Genomic DNA, 16954 nt, shown 5'->3' on the forward strand with positions numbered 1-16954 from the left:
GGTTGCGCCGCTCGTACTGCCTCTCCGACAGGGTGGATCGCCTGGACGTCGGACAATCCGGCCGGGCAGGAACTCGTCGTACAACGTGGTCTCGTCTTCCAGCCGCTCCTCCATGATGGCGTCGACTGCCCTGCCCACCCGAGCCTCGAAGGACTCGGGGGGCAGACTCCTGCGGGCCCAGGCGGTCCGTTTCCAGCACTCCACGAAAACGGTGTTGGTCCGCATCACCGGGCCAGCAAAATGAGCCCATACTGTGCGTTGGCGTTCGGCAGTTGCCGACACTTGTCGACGGGTAGATCGGGCCGGCCGCTCAGCGTCTCGGCCAGCATCGGATCGTCGATGGCGCGGGTCAGTTGCGCGAGGAAAAGGCTGTGCGGCCGGATCTCGTTCGCCCGGTGCAACTCGTCGGCGATCCTGTTCAGTCCGTCCGCCACACGATCGCACTGCTCAGCGCTGTGTCGAATTGACTCCCCTGCCACTTCGTCCTGATGGGGCACCCTCATGCCACCACCCCTGGTCGGCTGAGCGACAACACATCCGACCATCAGGGTGCAAGCAGGCTCGCGCAGCGAAAAGGGGGCGCTGAAGCTCGGTTCTTCGCCGCGTCATACTCCTCCCGCGCCTCCTGCACCGCCGACATCCGCTTCGCGGTCCACTCCGCCAGCCCCCTCACCTGTTCCGCCGCCTCGCGGCCGAGGTCGGTCAGGGAGTAGTCGACTCGTGGTGGGATCACCGGCTTGGCGTCGCGGTGGACCAGGCCGTCGCGTTCCAGGGTCTGGAGGGTCTGGGTCAGCATCTTCTCGCTCACCCGGCCGATCGCCCGGCGGAGTTCGCTGAAGCGGTGCGGGCGGTCCAGGAGCTGGATCAGGACCAGGACGCCCCAGCGGCTCGTCACGTGTTCCAGGACGAGGCGGTGGGGGCACATCGCCTCGCCGTCGGAGATCAAGGGGCTCGCTGCACTTACTGCCATGCCAGTACCTTACTCCAAAGTGGGTACTTTCCAAGAGTTAGCGCTTCACCTATGGTTAGTGTCACCGCACCCCACAAGGAGATCGCACATCATGAGCATCGTCGTCACCGGAGCCACCGGAAACCTCGGCCGTCACGTCGTCGAGCAGCTGCTCGAGAAGGTTCCGGCCGAGCAGGTCACCGCCGTCGTCCGCACCCCGGAGAAGGCCGCCGACTTCGCGGCGAAGGGCGTGAAGATAGCGGTCGCCGACTACAACAGCCCCGAGACCTTCGACAAGGTCTTCGCGGCCGGCGACAAGGTGCTGCTGATCTCCGGCAACGAGTTCGACAAGGGTCGCCCCGCCCAGCACCAGGTCGTCATCGACGCCGCCAAGGCCGCGGGCGTCGCGCTCCTCGCCTACACCAGCGCACCCGGCACCCTGACCGCCGCGCTCGCCGACGACCACCGGGCCACCGAAGAGGCCCTGCTCGCCTCCGGCCTGCCTTACTCGCTGCTGCGCAACGGCTGGTACAACGAGAACTACACCGAGAACCTCGCCCCCGTCCTGGAGTACAACGCGGTCGTCCAGGCCGCCGGTGACGGCCGTGTCTCCACCGCCTCGCGCGCCGACTACGCGGCCGCCGCCGTGGCCGTGCTGACCGGCGAGGGGCACGAGAACACGACATACGAGCTCGGTGGCGACGAGCCCTGGGGCTTCGCCGAGTACGCGGCCGAGCTGAGCCGGCAGACCGGCAAGGAGATCGTCTACAACGCCGTGTCCGTCGACGACTACATCGGGATCCTGACCGGTGCCGGGCTGCCCGCCCCCTTCGCCGCGACCCTCGCCGGCGTCGACGCCTCCATCGAGAAGGGCGAGCTGGTCGTCACCTCCGGCGACCTGGCCCGGCTGACCGGCCGTCCGGCCACCCCGATCGCCGCGTCGATCGAGGCCGCGCTCAAGGGCTGACACTCCCCCAGCGGACCCTTGGGCGCTCCACCCCCGGCTGTCATGACCGTATAGCGATACGGGCATGACAGCCGGGGGTGCTCGGCGTTACCTTCGTGCAGGCGAGGACGGTGCGAGGAGGAGAGTCCGTGAAGTCGAGGGGCGAGCGGCACATAGGTCTGCTGAACGGCTTCGCCGCGTACGGGATGTGGGGGCTCGTGCCCCTGTTCTGGCCGTTGCTCAAGCCCGCCGGCGCCGCCGAGATCCTCGCCCACCGGATGGTGTGGTCGCTCGTCTTCGTGGCCGTCGCGCTCCTCGTCGTACGGCGCTGGGCGTGGGCCGGTGAGCTGCTGCGCCAGCCCCGGAAGCTGGCGCTGGTCACCGTGGCCGCCGCCGTCATCACCGTGAACTGGGGCGTCTACATCTGGGCCGTCAACAGCGGTCACGTGGTCGAGGCCTCGCTCGGGTACTTCATCAACCCGCTCGTCACCATCGCGATGGGTGTGCTGCTGCTCAAGGAGCGGCTGCGGCGCGTGCAGTGGGCGGCTGTCGGGATCGGGACCGCCGCGGTGCTCGTCCTCACCGTCGGATACGGCCGGCCGCCGTGGATCTCCCTCACGCTCGCCTTCTCCTTCGCCACGTACGGCCTGGTCAAGAAGAAGGTGAACCTCGGCGGGGTCGAGTCGCTGGCCGCCGAGACCGCGATCCAGTTCCTGCCCGCGCTCGGATACCTGCTGTGGCTGAGCTCGCGGGACGACCTCAGCTTCGCCTCCGAGGGCCCGGGGCACGCGGCGCTGCTCGCCTCGACCGGCATCGTCACCGCGCTCCCCCTGGTCTGCTTCGGCGCGGCGGCGATCCGCGTGCCCCTGTCCACGCTGGGACTGCTCCAGTACATGGCCCCGGTCTTCCAGTTCCTGCTCGGCATCTTCTACTTCCACGAGGCCATGCCGCCGGAGCGCTGGGCCGGGTTCGCGCTGGTCTGGCTGGCGTTGACGCTGCTCACCTGGGACGCCCTGCGCACCGCGCGGACGCTCAGGAGGGAGATCACGAGGCCCAGCACCACCATGACCACGGGCACGGTCAGCGCCGCACGGAAGGCGGAGAGCCTGGCCTCGGCACCGGAGCCGCCGGCCTCGCCCGCCGCCAGGCCGTAGACGGCCGTCACCGCCGAGATCCCGATCGCCGAGCCGAACTGGGTCGCCGTGTGCAGCAGCCCGCCCGCCAGGCCCTGCTCCGACTCGGCGACCCCGTCCGTCGCCGCGATCGTCAGCGGCCCGTACGCCAGCGCGAAGGCGGTGCCCGCGATGAACAGCGTCGGCAGCATCGCCAGGTAGGGCCAGTCCATGCCGACCGGCAGGAAGAGGCCGTAGGCGAGCACCGCCAGCAGGAAGCCGCCGACGATCACGCGCGCGTTGCCGAAGCGGGCGACGAGCCGCGGGGTGAGGGTGGGCGCGAGGACCGCGCCGCAGCCCATGATCACCAGGGCGATCGCGGTCTGCACCGAGGACCGGCCGCGCAGTTCCTGGAGATAGAGCGTCACCACGAACTGGAAGCCGAAGAAGGCCCCGACGAACAGCAGCGCCCCGAGGTCGGCCCGCACGACCGGGCCCGTGCGCAGGAGCCCCAGCCGCACCAGCGGATGCGCGGCCCGGCGTTCCACGGCGACGAAGGCGGCCCCGAGCAGCAACGCCCCGAGGACGGACGCAGCCGTCGACCGCCACGCGTCCAGACCGTGTTCCAGGCGTACGACGGTGTAGGCGGCCAGCAGCATGGCGCCGGCGGCGGTGAGGGTGCCGGGGAGGTCGAAGCCGTGTCCGGTCGGGGGCGCGGTCACCGGGCGCGGGATCAGCCGGAAGGCCGGAAGGAGCAGGGCGCCTGCCATCAGCACCGGCGCGAAGAACACCCAGCGCCAGCCCAGCGCGGTGAGCAGGCCGCCGATCACCAGGCCGAGCGAGAAGCCGCCGGCGCCGGTGCCGGCGAAGACCAGCAGGGCCTTGTTGCGCTGCGGGCCCTCCGGGTAGGACGTGGTGATCAGGGACAGCGCGGCCGGGGTCATGAAGGCGGCGGAGACACCGGTGACGAAGCGGGCGACGACCAGCATCCAGCCCTCGGTCGCGAGACCGCCGAGGCCGGAGAAGGCGAGGAAGACCGATCCCGTCGATCCGGTCCGACCTGGGGCTCGCGACCGACACCGCGGCCTGGGATGGGGGTACCTCCCGGCTCGAACGAAGTTGAGAGCTGGGGGAGAGCGCCTACGTGCTGAGGGTAGGGGGGAGTTACCGGATCGAGGGTCAGTTCCCTCTTGTAACCACCCCCAGCCTCGGGCAGCATCGACGGACATGGAAGAAGGCACTTCGAAGTCACCGAGTAACCGCGCGGGCACCGACCACGGCGACACCGATCCCTTCCAGTGGGCCACCCGCGAGGACTGCCAGGTACGGCAGATCCTCGACCGGGTCGCCGACAAGTGGTCCCTGCTCGTCATCGCCCTGCTGGAGAACCGGCGCCTGCGCTTCACCGAACTGCGCCGGGAGATCGACGGGGTCAGCCAGCGGATGCTGACGGTGACCCTGCGCTCGCTGGAGCGGGACGGACTGGTGAAGCGGACGGTCCACCCGGTCGTACCGCCCCGGGTGGAGTACGAACTGACTCCGCTCGGCGGCACCCTGCACGCGACGATCCGCTCCCTGGTGACCTGGACCGAGGCGCACCAGGAGGAGATCGCGGCGGCACGGTCGGCGTACGACACCCGGGCGGCCGAGGCGGTGTGAGCGGGGCCGCTGTCAGTGCGCACCGCTATAAGTGACGGCATGACACCCGTGCACTGGAAAGTCGTGATCGACGCCGAGGACCCGCACGCCCAGGCCGACTTCTGGGCCGCCGCACTGCAGTACACGACCGAGGACAACGACGCCCTGATCCAGCGGCTGCTGGAGCTCGGTGCCCTGCCGCGCGAGGGCACCGTCGAGTACCACGGCCGTCTGGCCTTCCGGGATCTGGTCGCCGTACGGCATCCGGACGACCCGTACGACAAGGACAGCGGCACCGGTCTGGGGCGGCGGCTGCTCTTCCAGCGGGTACCGGAGCCGAAGACCGTCAAGAACCGGCTCCATCTGGATCTGCACCCCGGGGAGGGCAGCCGCTCGGCCGAGGTGGAGCGGCTGACGGGGCTCGGGGCGCGTGTGCTGCGCGAGGTGCGGGAGCGGGGCGGTGAGTGGGTGGTGATGGCGGATCCGGAGGGCAATGAGTTCTGCGTGCAATGAGACCGTGAGAGCCGTGGCGTCCGTTATGCGAACGGCCCTGACCGGATTCCGCCCTTGACGGAGAGTCAACCTCAGCTTCACCATCCAGGCACCCATTCGCTGTGGAATCCCTGTGAGTTCAGGGATTCCCACGGAATTCGGAGCCCCCCACATGAAGCTCTCGGTTCCCGGACGCGTCACGGCCACCGCCGTCGTCGCCACCGTCTCCCTCCTGGCCGGCGGATCCATAGCCGGCGCGGCCCCCGCGGGACAGCCCGCGGTGGCCGCGGCCCCGGACATCCCGGTGGCCAACGTGAAGGCTCATCTGACCCAGCTCCAGTCCATCGCCACCGCCAACGGCGGCAACCGCGCGCACGGCCGCGCCGGCTACAAGGCCTCGCTCGACTATGTGAAGGCCAAGCTGGACGCCGCCGGATTCACCACGACGGTCCAGCAGTTCACCTCTTCCAGCCGCACCGGCTACAACCTGATCGCGGACTGGCCGGGCGGTGACACCAGCCAGGTGGTCATGTCCGGCTCGCACCTCGACAGCGTGACGGCGGGCGCGGGCATCAACGACAACGGCTCCGGTTCGGCGGCCGTCCTGGAGACCGCGCTCGCCGTGGCCCGGGCCGGCTACCAGCCCACCAAGCATCTGAGATTCGCCTGGTGGGGCGCGGAGGAGCTGGGCATGGTCGGCTCCCGCTACTACGTCAACCGCCTGTCCACCACGGACCGTTCGCGGATCAGCGGCTACCTCAACTTCGACATGATCGGCTCGCCGAACCCCGGCTACTTCGTCTACGACGACGACCCGGCGATCGAGAAGACATTCAAGGCGTACTACGCCGGCCTCGGCGTCCCAACCGAGATCGAGACCGAGGGCGACGGCCGCTCCGACCACGCGCCGTTCAAGAACGCGGGCGTGCCGGTGGGCGGGCTGTTCAGCGGCGCCGACTACGTCAAGACGGCGGCGCAGGCGGCCAAGTGGGGCGGTACCTCGGGGCTGGCCTTCGACCGCTGCTACCACTCCTCGTGCGACACCGCGGCCAACATCGACGACACGGCCCTGGACCGCAACAGCGACGCGGTGGCGTACGCGGTGTGGGAGCTGTCGCGGTAACGGCCCTCCTCCGGGCTACTGGTCGGCCTTCCGGGCGCGTTCCGCGAGGCGGAGCATCCGGGTGCGGGCCGACTCCAGCTTGTCGGGGTCCTCGGCCGCCGGGCCCTCCCCGGCGGCCAGGTCCGTCCACAGAGTGAGCAGGTCGCGGCCGAGCTCCAGGCCCCGCAGCGGATCCCGTACGGCCTTCCACGCGGTGGCCGCGCTCTGTACGTTGCCGTAGGCCGCCTCGGCGTCTCCGGCGCGGTGGTGGATGCCGGCCAGGTCGAGGGAGATCTCCGCGGCCTGGACGGGCTCGCCGCCCAAGTAGGCGATGTACGCGGCGAGTTCACGTACCCGCAGCACATCGGGATGCTCGGCGCCCAGGGTCTGCGACGCCTCGCCGACAACGCGCTCAGCCAACTCGGCGGCCACATCAGTCCGTCCCTCGCGCACGGCCTCGCTGATCCGTCCGACCGGCTCCGCGAGCACCGCGCCCTCGTCGACCACCAGCCCCTCCCCCATGACGGCTTCGGCCACGGCGTCGAACCCTCGCACGGGCGTCGGCCGGGGACCGGGATCGTCCAGGAGGGGGACCGGGTCCATGAGGGGGGCGGCGGCCCGGGGAGCGGGCGAGACCGACGGAAGCGGCCGAGGCACGACGGCGGCGAAGCCGGCCGTCGGGAGGGGCAGGGGTTCGGGAACGGGGCCGGGCTGAGGTCGGGTGGTCGGGACAGCGGTGTCGGACGGTGGTGGGCCGGGGGTGTCGGCCGGGCCGGGCTTCGCCCAGGCGGGGGTACGGACCGGACCGGACGGCGGCGCGACGGGGGGACGAGCGGGACCGGACTGCGGCGGAGCCGGCGTCCGGGGCAGAGGGCTGGGTGTGTAGGCGGGGTCGGTCGGAGACAGTGGGGCCGGGGCGGAGGCCGGGCCGGTGTCCATCACGGGGGGCGGGCCGAACTGGCCCGTCGGGGGCAGGGCCGTCCCGGGGTGCGGAGCCGAGCCGGTGGCCTGAGGGTCCGGCAGCTGTCGTAGGACCTGGGTCGGGAACGGTTCGGCGTCCGTCGGCCGCGACTCGGGCAGGTTCCGCATCCGGAAGGTGGGGGCCGGGTCGGGGCCGTCCTGTTCGTGTGCGGGAGCCGGGGACGGCCAGGACGTCTCCGCCGGGTCCTCGGTCGCGGGAGCCGGGGACGGCCAGGGCGTCTCCGCCGGGCCCTGGGGCACGGCAAGCGGCATCCTTACCGGCTCCGCCGTGAAGCGGCTGGCGCCGTCCGTCGCGACTTCCAGGGGGACCACGTAACCGATGCGGGCATCATGGATCGTGGCGTGGACGGCGTGGCCGTCGGCGAGGGCGAGGTGGTGGAGGTGGGTCAGGACGGTCTGGTGGAGTTCCTCGCCGGGCGGCGCGGTGACCTGTGTTCCGGCCACCGTCGCGGACTCACCCGTCAGGGGGACGCGGACATCGATCGGGGTGGCCCCCCGCTGCTGGTCCCGCTTCTTGTCGCGGCTGAGTCGAGACATCTCATCCCTCACGGTCGTGCACGTACTGTCGAGTCTCTCCGCTCGCCCCCGGTTCTCACGTCACCGTGATGTCACAGGCCTGTTCCGAAGGGGCGGGGCGGGCGGGATGACAGGATCCAAGCGCGGTCAGGTGAACTGACGTGCGGCGAGAGGCGGAGAGCGTGCAGCAGGGGCCGGAGATCTGGATCCGCGGGCCGGTGGCCCCGACCGGGAGGCGGTTCGCGTGGGTCGGCACGCACGGCGGTGCCGGCGTCTCCACCCTGGCCGCCGTCTACGGCGGTCACGACAGCGGACGTGACTGGCCAGGCCCCGGTGACCCCACCTCCGTCCTGCTCGTCGCCCGTACGCACGCCGCGGGCCTGCTCGCCGCCCGCCGCACCCTGGAGTTGTTCCGGCGCGCGGAGCACCCGCCGGGGCTCGACCTCGACGCCGTCGTCCTCGTCGCGGACGCTCCCGGACGGCTCCCGCGCCCGCTCGCCCAGCAGGCCAAGGAGATCGAGGCCGCGGTCGACGTGTACCGCGTGCCCTGGGTCCCCGCGTGGCGCCTCGGCGACCTGAACGGGACGCCCCCGCGCTCCACCGGGGCACTGGCCCGGCTCACCCGGGCCACCGCCACCAACCCATGACGGCCACCGCCTCCCTCTCCGCCACCGACCTGGCGGCGGCGGTACGTTCGCGCTCGCTGCGGGCGGTCGACGTCGTCGCCTGCGCGCTGGAGCGGATCCGGCGGGTGGATCCCGAGCTGTGCGCGTTCGCCGAGGTGTGGGAGGAGGAGGGGCTGCGGCGGGCACGCGAGATCGACCTGCGCGTCGACGCGGGTGAGCGGCTGCCGCTCGCCGGGGTGCCGATCGGGGTGAAGGGGCGGCACGGGCTGCGCGGTGCGGCACCGCTTCTCGCGGCCGGGTGCGTGCCCGTCGGCGCGACCTCCGTGCCCGGTCCCGGAACTCCCTGGCAGACCTGGGGACTCGGCGCCCACGGCCGTACCGTCAACCCCTGGCGCGCCGACCGCACCCCGGGCGGCTCCTCGGCGGGCTCCGCGGCCGCGGTGGCCGCGGGACTCGTCCCGATGGCGACGGGGAGCGACGGGGCCGGGTCGGTACGGATCCCGGCGGCATGGTGCGGGGTGATCGGTCTCAAGATCACGAACTCCGGCCACGGCCACGCCCCCACCGGCGGGACGAGCGCCCGCCCGGACCGGACCGGCCCCACTCCCGGCCCCACCCGAGCCGCCTCTCCGCGCCCCGGCCTCACCGCCCCCGGCATCCTCGTCCGCCACGCCGGTGACGCGGCCGCCTACTGGGACGCGCTCGCCGGCGACGGAAACGGCAACGTCCACGGCCACGGCAATGACGGCGACGCCCGCGAGGGCGATGGAGACGGCACGCCCGAGCCGCCCCCCACTCTTCCCGTCACCGCCGTCTGGTCCCCCGACCTCGGCTTCGCCGACCCGGACCCCGGGATCCTCCGCATCGCCCGCGCGGCGGTCGGGCGGCTGGCCGACGCCGGTGTCGTACGGCTCGCCCGGCCCCGCATCCCGCCGCGCCTGCACGATCCCGCCCCCGCCTGGCTCGCTCTGCGCACCCCGGGCTCCGATCTGCGGGAGGCCGACCGGATCCGGGCCGCCAACGACCGTCTCTTCGACGGGATCCTCACCGGCACCGACCTGCTGCTGACGCCCACGACCCCCCACCCGCCGCACGGCCACGAAGGCCCCGGTGACCGCCACTCCACCGCCCTCACCTGGGCGTTCAACCTGTCCGGGCACCCGGCCCTCAGCCTCCCGGCCGGACTGGACCCGGACGGCTGCCCGGTCGGACTCCAGTTGGTGGCCCGGCACGGCGGCGAGGCGCTGCTGCTGGAGGTGGCGCGGGCGGCACAGGCGCGCACTTGAGGGCCCGGGCCCTGGACAGATACTTGCGTACGCATATAATGCATGTGCGAGTATTCACCGTACGCCGATCAGCCGGGAGATCTCCATGACGCGCCGTTTCCTGTTCGTGCTCGGCAGCAGTCGCAGCGACGGCAACACCGAACTGCTGGCCCGCCGGGCCGCCGAGCAGCTTCCCCCTGATGTCGAGCAGCAGTGGATCGACCTCACGGAGCATCCGCTGCCCGACTTCGAGGATCTCCGGCACGACACGGACCATGTGCGTCCGACGATCGGCCACACGGCACTGCTCTTCGACGCGACGCTCGCGGCGACGGACATCGTGATCGCCTCTCCGCTGTACTGGTACTCGGTCTCCGCGCACGCCAAGCGCTACCTCGACTACTGGTCGGGCTGGCTGCGCACGCCGGGCGTCGAGTTCAAGGCGACCATGGCGGGGCGCACGCTGTGGGGTGTCACCGCGCTGGCGCACGAGGAGTTCGAGGTCGCCGACCCGCTGATCGGCACCCTCAACAACTCGGCCGCGTACATGGGGATGCGCTTCGGCGGGGTGCTCCTCGGAAACGGCAGCAAGCCCGGTGACGTCCTGCGGGACACCGGTGCCCTCGCCCGGGCGAAGACCTTCTTCGACCAGGAGGCTCCGCTCGCGCGGTTTCCCTACGAGCAGCTCACGCCGTGATGTCCTTCGCCATGAACCTCGCCCACGCGGCCGAGCCGAACACCGCCGCGTACAGCGCCTGGAGGCCGAGGTTCTTCACCAGGTCGTCCCAGTAGACCGGCTCGCGCATGAGGTCGGCGAAGGACAGCCAGTAGTGGGAGAAGAAGTACGGCTGCAGAGCGTGCAGTTGGGGTATCTGGTCGAGGATCTGGACCGTGATCAGCAGGCCGACCGTCGTGGCCATCGCCGCGATGCCGCTGTTCGTGAGCGTCGACACGAACAGGCCGAGGGCCGCCACGCCGGTCAGTGACGCGGCCACCACCAGGGCGATCAGCAGGGCTCTTCCCAGGCCCTCGGCGAAGGTGATCTGGGTGCCGGAGATCGTCGTCAGGTCGCCGAGCGGGAAGAGGATGGCCCCCACCGTCAGCGCCGAGAGGGCGACCACGAGGGTGGCGACCAGGCAGAACGCCATCACCGTCGCGTACTTGGTCAGGAGCAGCCGGGTGCGGCCCGCCGGGGCGACCAGCAGATAGCGGAGGGTGCCCGCGTTGGCCTCGCCCGCGATCGCGTCGCCCGCGATGACGCCGATGGACATCGGGAGGAAGAAGGGGAGGGTCGCGGCGAGGGCGGTGAAGACGAGGAAGAGGCCGTTGTTGGTGATCTGGGAGATGAACGCGGGGCCTCCGCCACCACCGCCGGCCGAGTCGCCGTCGCCGGTCTCGATCTTCACCGCGATGCCTACGAGGATGGGAACCGCTGCGAGTACGGCCAGCAGGGCGAGGGTGCGCCAGCGGCGGAACGTGACGTGGAGTTCGTTGCGGAAGAGGGTGGCTCGGAAGGTCGTACGGCGGGCTGCGGCTTGTGGGGGCCGGTCGCGCCCCCGCGGCGGAGCCGCACATGTTTCGGCCCCGGGCCCCTTGATTTCCTCAGCCTGCGACATCGAAACCCTCCCCTGTCAGCGCCACGAATGCGTCCTCCAGGGAGGCTCGTTCCATCGCGAAGCCTCTTACTCGTACACCTGCCCCCACCAGTGCCGCGTTGATCTCCGCCAGGTCGCGATCAGGAGGATCGGATGTCACCCGGTCCTCGGCGACGACCACATCACCGACGCCCTGTTCCTTCAGCACCCTCGCCGCGTCCGCCGCGTCCGGCGTCGTCACGACCAGCCTCCCCCTCGCCCCCGCCGCCAGCTCCGCCACCGAACCCTGGGTGATCAGGCGTCCCTGGGCCATCACCGCCGCGTGGGTGCAGACCTGCTCGATCTCGTCGAGGAGGTGGGAGGAGAGGAAGACGGTGGTGCCGTCCGACGCCAGCTCCCGCACCAGGGAACGGATCTCGCGCATGCCCTGCGGGTCCAGGCCGTTGGTCGGTTCGTCCAGGACCAGGAGTCTGCGGGGCTGCAGGAGGGCCGCGGCCAGGCCGAGGCGCTGTTTCATGCCCAGTGAGTACGCCTTCGCCTTCTTGGCGGCGGCGGCCGCCAGGCCCACCCGGTCCAGGGCGGCCGCCACGCGCGTGTTCCGGGTGCGCGGGTCGGCGGTCGGGTCGGCGGCGTCGTAGCGGACGAGGTTGTCGCGGCCGGAGAGAAAGCCGTAGAGGGCCGGGCCCTCGATGAGCGCGCCGACGTGCGGGAGGACGGTCCGGGAGGCGCGCGGCATGGGCCGGCCGAGGACGCGCGCCGAGCCGGAGGTCGGTTCGATGAGGCCCATCAGCATGCGGATGGTGGTGGTCTTGCCCGAGCCGTTCGGGCCGAGGAAGCCGAAGACGCTGCCCGCCGGGACGGTCAGGTCGAGACCGTCCACGGCGAGCTGTCCGCCGCGGTAGCGCTTGGTGAGGGCCCGGGTGTGGATGGCGCTGTCACCCACACCCTCCGAAGCACCCTCGTCCGACCCCTCCGGGTCCGGCTCCGTGGCGGACGGCTGGTCCATCGGCTCCCTCGATTCGTCGTGCTCCGCGGGGGAGCTACTTCCCCGCGTCGGCCGCCTTCACCAGGGCGTCCTTGGTGACCGCGCCGACGTAGACCTTGCCGTCGTCGGTGATCAGGGCGTTGATCAGGCGGGTCTTGAAGACGGTGCCCGCACCGAACTTGCCGGAGACCTTGTCGCCGAGCGAGTCCAGGAAGCCGCCGACGTCACCGCCGACCTCGGAGCCGGACGGGACGCCCTGGCCGCCGGTGTCGAAGGTGGCTATGGAGTCCCAGCCGTCCCCGATGACGTTCAGCCCCTCGGGGCCGCCCTTGCCGAGGTCGCCGGAACCCTTGCCGAGGTCGTCGGCCGGGCCCTTGCGCAGGCCCTCGCGATGCTCGGGTGCCTTCTTGGCGTCGCCCTCCTCGACCTTCGCCCCCTTCGGCGGGGTGAAGTCGAAGGTCGAGGCGGCCGGCCTGGCGAAGCTGACCTGGGTGAAGCCCGCGTCGACGACGGCCGCGCCGCCGCTCGCCGGTGTCAGCGTGAACTTCAGCGGCAGGCCGGTCTTCGCGTCCACGGCCACGGTGATCTGACCGACCGTGGAGCCTTCGTCCTTGGGCTTGATGACCAGTCGGTAGGCGTCCCGGCCCGCGACCTGGGCGGTGCCCTCCACCGTCACCGACGTGGTCTTGTCGGCAGCCTTGAGGGCGTCCTGGGCGAGGTCCTTGGGGGTGGCGGGGAGCTCCTCCTTCTGCTTCCCGTCGCTCTCGGAGGCCGTGGTGTGGAAGACCGAGTTGGACTTGCTGTCGTAGCCCCAGACGTCCTTGCCGTTGTGGATGAGGCTGTACTCCGCCGCGTTCTCCAGCAGCGAGACCTTCTGCCTGTCCTGGCCGTCGGCCGCGACGCGCAGTGTGTGCGTGCCGGAGGCGAGCTCGGTGAGCTTGGTGGTGGGGTCGGCGGACGAGCCGTTGCCCGAGCCGGAGGGCCCGGCGGCGGAGCCGAGCGAGTTCTCCAGGCCGCCGAGGTCCGGCAGACCGAGATCGGTGGTGATCTTCACGGTGCCGGACAGCTGCTGCACGTCCGACGCGGCGATCTTCTCGATGAGTTCCTGTGCGCTGATCTTCGGCAGGTTGGGGTCGCCGGAGTCGGCGAGCGCCGGGACGAGCCCGATGGTCGCCGCCGCGACTCCCACCACCGTGGCCGGTACGACGTACCGCGCGGCCTTGCGCCGGCGCGCGGAACGCAGCTCTTCGGCGTCCGCGGCGGTCACGCTGTCGTCGGATTCGTACGGTGCCATATGTGCCTTACCTCCGTCGTCGGCGGCGGCTGTCCACTCAGATGCATCCACCCGTAGCCGCCATTCTCACCCGAATCGGTGAGGAGTGGTGTTTTCCGTGATGTCCATCTGACCAAATCGGCCATGAGAATGCGTCAGACCTCGGAGCCAACTCCGTGTACACCTGGGGTATGACACGACATGCCGACGCCCCCTCCGACCCGTAGGGGGCGTTCGCTCTGTCGGGCGGCCGGCCTAGCCCGCTCGATGCACCACCGCGTCGCACAGCTCCATCAGCGCCGCCTTCGCGTCGCACTCCCGCAGCGGTGCCAGGGCCGCGCGCGCGTCCTGCGCGTAGCGCACGGTGTCCCGGCGGGCCTGCTCCAGCGCGGGGTGCGTGCGCAGGGCCGCCAGCGCCTCCGCGAGCCGGGCGTCGTCCGTGAGGTCGGAGTCGAGCAGCTCGCACAGGGCGATGTCCTCGGCAAGGCCGAGCCGGGCGGCCCGCTCCCGCAGCCGCAGCACGGGCATCGTGGGGATGCCCTCGCGCAGGTCGGTGCCCGGCGTCTTGCCGGACTCGCGGGAGTCGGAGGCGATGTCCAGCACGTCGTCGGCGAGCTGGAAGGCGACACCGAGGCGCTCGCCGTACTGGGTCAGGACGTCCACGACGGTCTCGTCGGCGCCCGACATCATGGCCCCGAAGCGGCACGAGACCGCGACCAGGGAGCCCGTCTTGCCGCCGAGCACGTCGAGGTAGTGCTCGACCGGATCGCGGCCGTCCTGCGGCCCGGCCGTCTCCAGGATCTGGCCGGTGACCAGGCGCTCGAACGCCTCCGACTGCACCCGGACCGCCTCGGGCCCGAGGTCGGCCAGGATGTGCGAGGCGCGCGCGAACAGGAAGTCGCCCGTCAGCACGGCCACCGAGTTGCCCCAGCGGGTGTTGGCGCTGTCGACGCCCCGCCTGACCTCGGCCTCGTCCATGACGTCGTCGTGGTAAAGGGTCGCGAGGTGGGTCAGCTCCACCACTACGGCGGACGGCACCAGGCCCGGCGCATAGGGGTCACCGAACTGGGCGGCGAGCATCACGAGCAACGGCCGAAACCGCTTTCCGCCCGCTCGCACCAGGTGCTGGGCGGCCTCCGTGATGAAGGGGACCTCGCTCTTGGTGGCCTCGAGCAGTCCCTCCTCGACAGCCGTCAATCCGGCCTGGACATCGGCTTCCAGAGCCTGGTCCCGCACGCTCAGCCCGAACGGCCCGACGACGGTCACGAGGGGTCTCCTGTCTGCTGGTGTCTACTGGCGGTCACACGGAATGTCGATAGGTCGCTGCCATCACTCAAGTCAGCGTATCCGGTCACCTTTGGATCACCGATAGCGCCCGCCCCGTCCATGCCGGGCGGTATCGGATCACGGCCGGTATGTTTTCGATCATCTGATAAGAACAAATATCTACCGACTTGTACGGAATCGGCCGCCATTGCGGGACGGGCGCGGGAGCAGCGAATCCCACGGGCTGCCGGTTGAACATGAGTTGAGACTTCTTGCCCCTTTTGCACCCCTTGCACTCCAGTGTGACTTGACCCACTTGTGCTGGTGAACCGGCATGAAACCGGAATGCACTGATCCGCCTTTGCCCGTGCGCGAGTTGAGGCTTGGCGAACGCAAAGGATCAAGTACCTCAAATGCCTCCTACCAAGGTCAATAGGCACCTCATGTGAATTCGCCACTTGTTCCGGACATGTGCTCTCGCATACGTTCCCGGCCTGTCGGGCGGACGCCGAATCCTGCCACCGCCCGTACACCCACCGAGAACCATGGCAGGAGCGGGGGAACCAGGTTGACCGCCGGACCGGGCGTCTTCGGACATACCGGCACGGCTTGGGGTGAAGTCACGCCTTTCGTAGGCGTGGCCGGGCATCTCCCGCCCGAACCCGACAGCTCACCTCGCAGGCGACGGAGAGGAACTTCACCATGTCCGCTGCCGCTCAGCACCGACGTACCCGCACCAGCCGTCTCGTCCGCAAGCTCGCCGTCGCCGGCACCGGGGCCGCCGTACTCGCGCTCCCCCTCATCGGCGCCACCACCGCGTCCGCGGCCACCCCGACCGTGCAGACCGCGACCACGCTCGGCTACTCCAACACCCTCGACGGCTGGATCCGGGCCTCCCTCGCCGTCATGGCGGAGCACGGGATTCCCGGCTCCTACGACGGCATCTACCGCAACGTCATCCGCGAGTCCTCCGGCAACCCCTACGCCATCAACCTCTGGGACTCCAACGCGGTGGCCGGCACGCCCTCCAAGGGCCTGCTCCAGGTGATCGACCCGACCTTCAACGCGTACCACGTGGCCAACACCTCGTGGGACCCGTACGACCCGGTGGCCAACATCACCGCGGCCTGCAACTACGCGGCCCAGCGGTACGGGTCCATCGACAACGTGTTTGGCGCGTACTAGGAACTACGCCGCACGGAACAGTCTTTCGAGGACGACGGCGACGCCGTCGTCCTCGTTCGACAGGGTCACCTCGTCGGCCACGCCCCTGAGTTCGGGGTGGGCGTTGGCCATCGCCACACCACGGGCCGCCCAGTCGAACATGGGGATGTCGTTGGGCATGTCCCCGAAGGCGATCGTCACCTCGGGGCCCAGACCCAGGTGCCGGGCGGCCAGCGCGAGGCCGGTCGCCTTGGTGACGCCGCATGGCTGGAGTTCGACGGTCCCGGGCCCCGACATGGTGACCGTCGCCAGCGAGCTCACCACCGCACGCGCCGTGACCGCCAACTCGTCGTCGGACAGGTAGGGATGGCGCAGCAACACCTTGCTGATCGGCTCGCACCACAGGTCGTCGCGCCTGCCCACCCGTACGGCGGGCAGGGTCGGGTGGGGCATCAGATAGCCGGGCTCGATGAGCGTGAGCCCCTCGACACCGTCCTGGTCCACGGCCGCGTACACCTGCCCGACCTCGGCCTCGATCTTGCCGAGCGCGGTCTCGGCCAGCTCCCGGTCCAGGGTCACCGACCAGAGCAGCCGGTCCGCGCCGGCGTCGTACACCTGCGCGCCCTGTCCGCACACCGCGAGCCCCGTACTGCCGAGGTCGTCGAGCAGGGACCGCACTCTGGGCGCCGGCCGTCCCGTCACGACGAGATGCCGGGCTCCACTCTCCGCCACCTTCGCGAGCGCGGCCAGCGACCGGTCCGAGACGGTGTCGTCGGCGCGGAGCAGCGTGCCGTCCAGGTCGGTGGCGATGAGTGAATATGCGGTGGAGGCGGCCATGATCAGAGAATACGGATGGTTGGCCCCCGCGACTCGACGCGAACCGGACGGCTCCTGCTTTCACATCCGTTGACGGCAGTTCCGGTTCCGGGGGTGCGGCGGCGCGGGACGGCCCGCCGGTATGCGCCACGAGACCGGGCAGGCCGGGCCGGGGCATGTCCGTTGCGGCTCCGCCCTGTTGACGCGGCGGCTGGACAGGGAGCGGTG

Annotated in this window: 17 protein-coding genes, 1 pseudogene and 1 riboswitch; of the genes and pseudogenes, 9 read left to right on the plus strand and 9 right to left on the minus strand. The window is 70.9% G+C overall.

From position 1 onward, the window contains the following. Window positions 1–224 precede the first annotated feature (224 nt). Both ACIRP7_RS09420 and ACIRP7_RS09425 read right to left on the minus strand, forming a co-directional pair. Window positions 225–434: a hypothetical protein gene (locus ACIRP7_RS09420; RefSeq protein ID WP_403655647.1), complete on the minus strand. Its 210-nt coding sequence runs from the start codon at window positions 432–434 to the stop codon at window positions 225–227. Window positions 435–544: 110 nt separating this feature from the next. After that, a complete protein-coding gene (locus ACIRP7_RS09425; protein WP_403655649.1) occupies window positions 545–970 on the minus strand; it encodes a winged helix-turn-helix transcriptional regulator in 426 nt (141 codons plus the stop codon). 91 nt (window positions 971–1061) lie between these two features. Here ACIRP7_RS09425 and ACIRP7_RS09430 point away from each other — a divergent pair, with 91 nt between their 5' ends. Next, the gene (locus ACIRP7_RS09430) at window positions 1062–1916 is read left to right on the plus strand and encodes an SDR family oxidoreductase (RefSeq protein ID WP_403655651.1); all 855 of its coding nucleotides are present in this window, start codon (window positions 1062–1064) and stop codon (window positions 1914–1916) included. 185 nt (window positions 1917–2101) lie between these two features. Beyond that, on the plus strand, window positions 2102–3049 hold the full coding sequence (gene rarD / locus ACIRP7_RS09435; RefSeq protein ID WP_403655969.1) for an EamA family transporter RarD: 948 nt from the start codon (window positions 2102–2104) through the stop codon (window positions 3047–3049). Between the two features lie 32 nt (window positions 3050–3081). On the opposite strand, the pseudogene ACIRP7_RS09440 reads toward rarD, so the two are convergent. After that, window positions 3082–4236 (minus strand): annotated as a pseudogene (locus ACIRP7_RS09440) (MFS transporter); the annotation flags it as partial. Between ACIRP7_RS09440 and ACIRP7_RS09445 the strand changes: the two are divergent. The 3 genes from ACIRP7_RS09445 to ACIRP7_RS09455 all read left to right on the plus strand — a co-directional run bounded on the left by ACIRP7_RS09445 (window position 4235) and on the right by ACIRP7_RS09455 (window position 6260). Next, a complete protein-coding gene (locus ACIRP7_RS09445; RefSeq protein ID WP_403655653.1) occupies window positions 4235–4666 on the plus strand; it encodes a winged helix-turn-helix transcriptional regulator in 432 nt (143 codons plus the stop codon). The pseudogene ACIRP7_RS09440 and the gene ACIRP7_RS09445 overlap by 2 nt on opposite strands. 39 nt (window positions 4667–4705) lie before the next feature. After that, complete coding sequence (locus ACIRP7_RS09450) at window positions 4706–5158, plus strand: VOC family protein (RefSeq protein WP_403655654.1); 453 nt, start codon at window positions 4706–4708, stop codon at window positions 5156–5158. A 151-nt stretch (window positions 5159–5309) separates the two neighbouring features. Then, window positions 5310–6260 carry a M28 family metallopeptidase gene (locus ACIRP7_RS09455; RefSeq protein WP_403655655.1) on the plus strand — a complete coding sequence of 317 codons (951 nt, stop codon included), beginning with the start codon at window positions 5310–5312 and terminating at the stop codon, window positions 6258–6260. A gap of 15 nt (window positions 6261–6275) precedes the next feature. Here ACIRP7_RS09455 and ACIRP7_RS09460 read toward each other — a convergent pair whose 3' ends face one another. Beyond that, on the minus strand, window positions 6276–7757 hold the full coding sequence (locus ACIRP7_RS09460; RefSeq protein WP_403655657.1) for a hypothetical protein: 1482 nt from the start codon (window positions 7755–7757) through the stop codon (window positions 6276–6278). Window positions 7758–7897: 140 nt separating this feature from the next. Between ACIRP7_RS09460 and ACIRP7_RS09465 the strand changes: the two genes are divergently transcribed. The 3 genes from ACIRP7_RS09465 (at window position 7898) to ACIRP7_RS09475 (ending at window position 10324) form a co-directional block, all read left to right on the plus strand. Continuing rightward, window positions 7898–8383 carry a DUF6668 family protein gene (locus ACIRP7_RS09465; RefSeq protein WP_403655659.1) on the plus strand — a complete coding sequence of 162 codons (486 nt, stop codon included), beginning with the start codon at window positions 7898–7900 and terminating at the stop codon, window positions 8381–8383. After that, window positions 8380–9648, plus strand: coding sequence for an amidase (locus ACIRP7_RS09470; RefSeq protein WP_403655661.1), 1269 nt, complete (start codon window positions 8380–8382; stop codon window positions 9646–9648). Before ACIRP7_RS09465 ends, ACIRP7_RS09470 begins: the two co-directional genes overlap by 4 nt. 85 nt (window positions 9649–9733) lie before the next feature. Beyond that, window positions 9734–10324, plus strand: coding sequence for a flavodoxin family protein (locus tag ACIRP7_RS09475; RefSeq protein WP_403655663.1), 591 nt, complete (start codon window positions 9734–9736; stop codon window positions 10322–10324). On the opposite strand, the gene ACIRP7_RS09480 is transcribed toward ACIRP7_RS09475, so the two are convergent. The 4 genes from ACIRP7_RS09480 to ACIRP7_RS09495 all read right to left on the minus strand — a co-directional run bounded on the left by ACIRP7_RS09480 (window position 10314) and on the right by ACIRP7_RS09495 (window position 14746). After that, window positions 10314–11243 (minus strand): ABC transporter permease, encoded by a 930-nt coding sequence (locus ACIRP7_RS09480; protein WP_403655665.1) that lies wholly within the window; start codon window positions 11241–11243, stop codon window positions 10314–10316. The two genes, ACIRP7_RS09475 and ACIRP7_RS09480, sit on opposite strands and share 11 nt — an antisense overlap. Next, window positions 11230–12228, minus strand: coding sequence for an ABC transporter ATP-binding protein (locus ACIRP7_RS09485; protein WP_403655667.1), 999 nt, complete (start codon window positions 12226–12228; stop codon window positions 11230–11232). The genes ACIRP7_RS09480 and ACIRP7_RS09485 overlap by 14 nt, the downstream gene beginning before the upstream one ends. A 34-nt stretch (window positions 12229–12262) precedes the next feature. Next, window positions 12263–13501 (minus strand): outer membrane lipoprotein carrier protein LolA, encoded by a 1239-nt coding sequence (locus ACIRP7_RS09490; RefSeq protein ID WP_403655669.1) that lies wholly within the window; start codon window positions 13499–13501, stop codon window positions 12263–12265. Window positions 13502–13735: 234 nt separating this feature from the next. Further along, window positions 13736–14746: a polyprenyl synthetase family protein gene (locus ACIRP7_RS09495; RefSeq protein WP_403655671.1), complete on the minus strand. Its 1011-nt coding sequence runs from the start codon at window positions 14744–14746 to the stop codon at window positions 13736–13738. Between the two features lie 524 nt (window positions 14747–15270). Next, a riboswitch (cyclic di-AMP (ydaO/yuaA leader) is annotated at window positions 15271–15443 on the plus strand. Window positions 15444–15448: 5 nt separating this feature from the next. On the opposite strand from ACIRP7_RS09495, the gene ACIRP7_RS09500 reads away from it, so the two are divergent. After that, window positions 15449–15931 carry a transglycosylase SLT domain-containing protein gene (locus tag ACIRP7_RS09500; RefSeq protein ID WP_403655673.1) on the plus strand — a complete coding sequence of 161 codons (483 nt, stop codon included), beginning with the start codon at window positions 15449–15451 and terminating at the stop codon, window positions 15929–15931. A 3-nt stretch (window positions 15932–15934) separates the two neighbouring features. On the opposite strand, the gene ACIRP7_RS09505 is transcribed toward ACIRP7_RS09500, so the two are convergent. After that, window positions 15935–16747: an HAD family hydrolase gene (locus ACIRP7_RS09505; protein ID WP_403655675.1), complete on the minus strand. Its 813-nt coding sequence runs from the start codon at window positions 16745–16747 to the stop codon at window positions 15935–15937. Between the last annotated feature and the right edge of the window lie 207 nt (window positions 16748–16954).

It is taken from the genome of Streptomyces sp. NPDC102270 (assembly GCF_044766405.1).
In the GTDB taxonomy this organism is placed as follows: Bacteria; Actinomycetota; Actinomycetes; order Streptomycetales; family Streptomycetaceae; genus Streptomyces.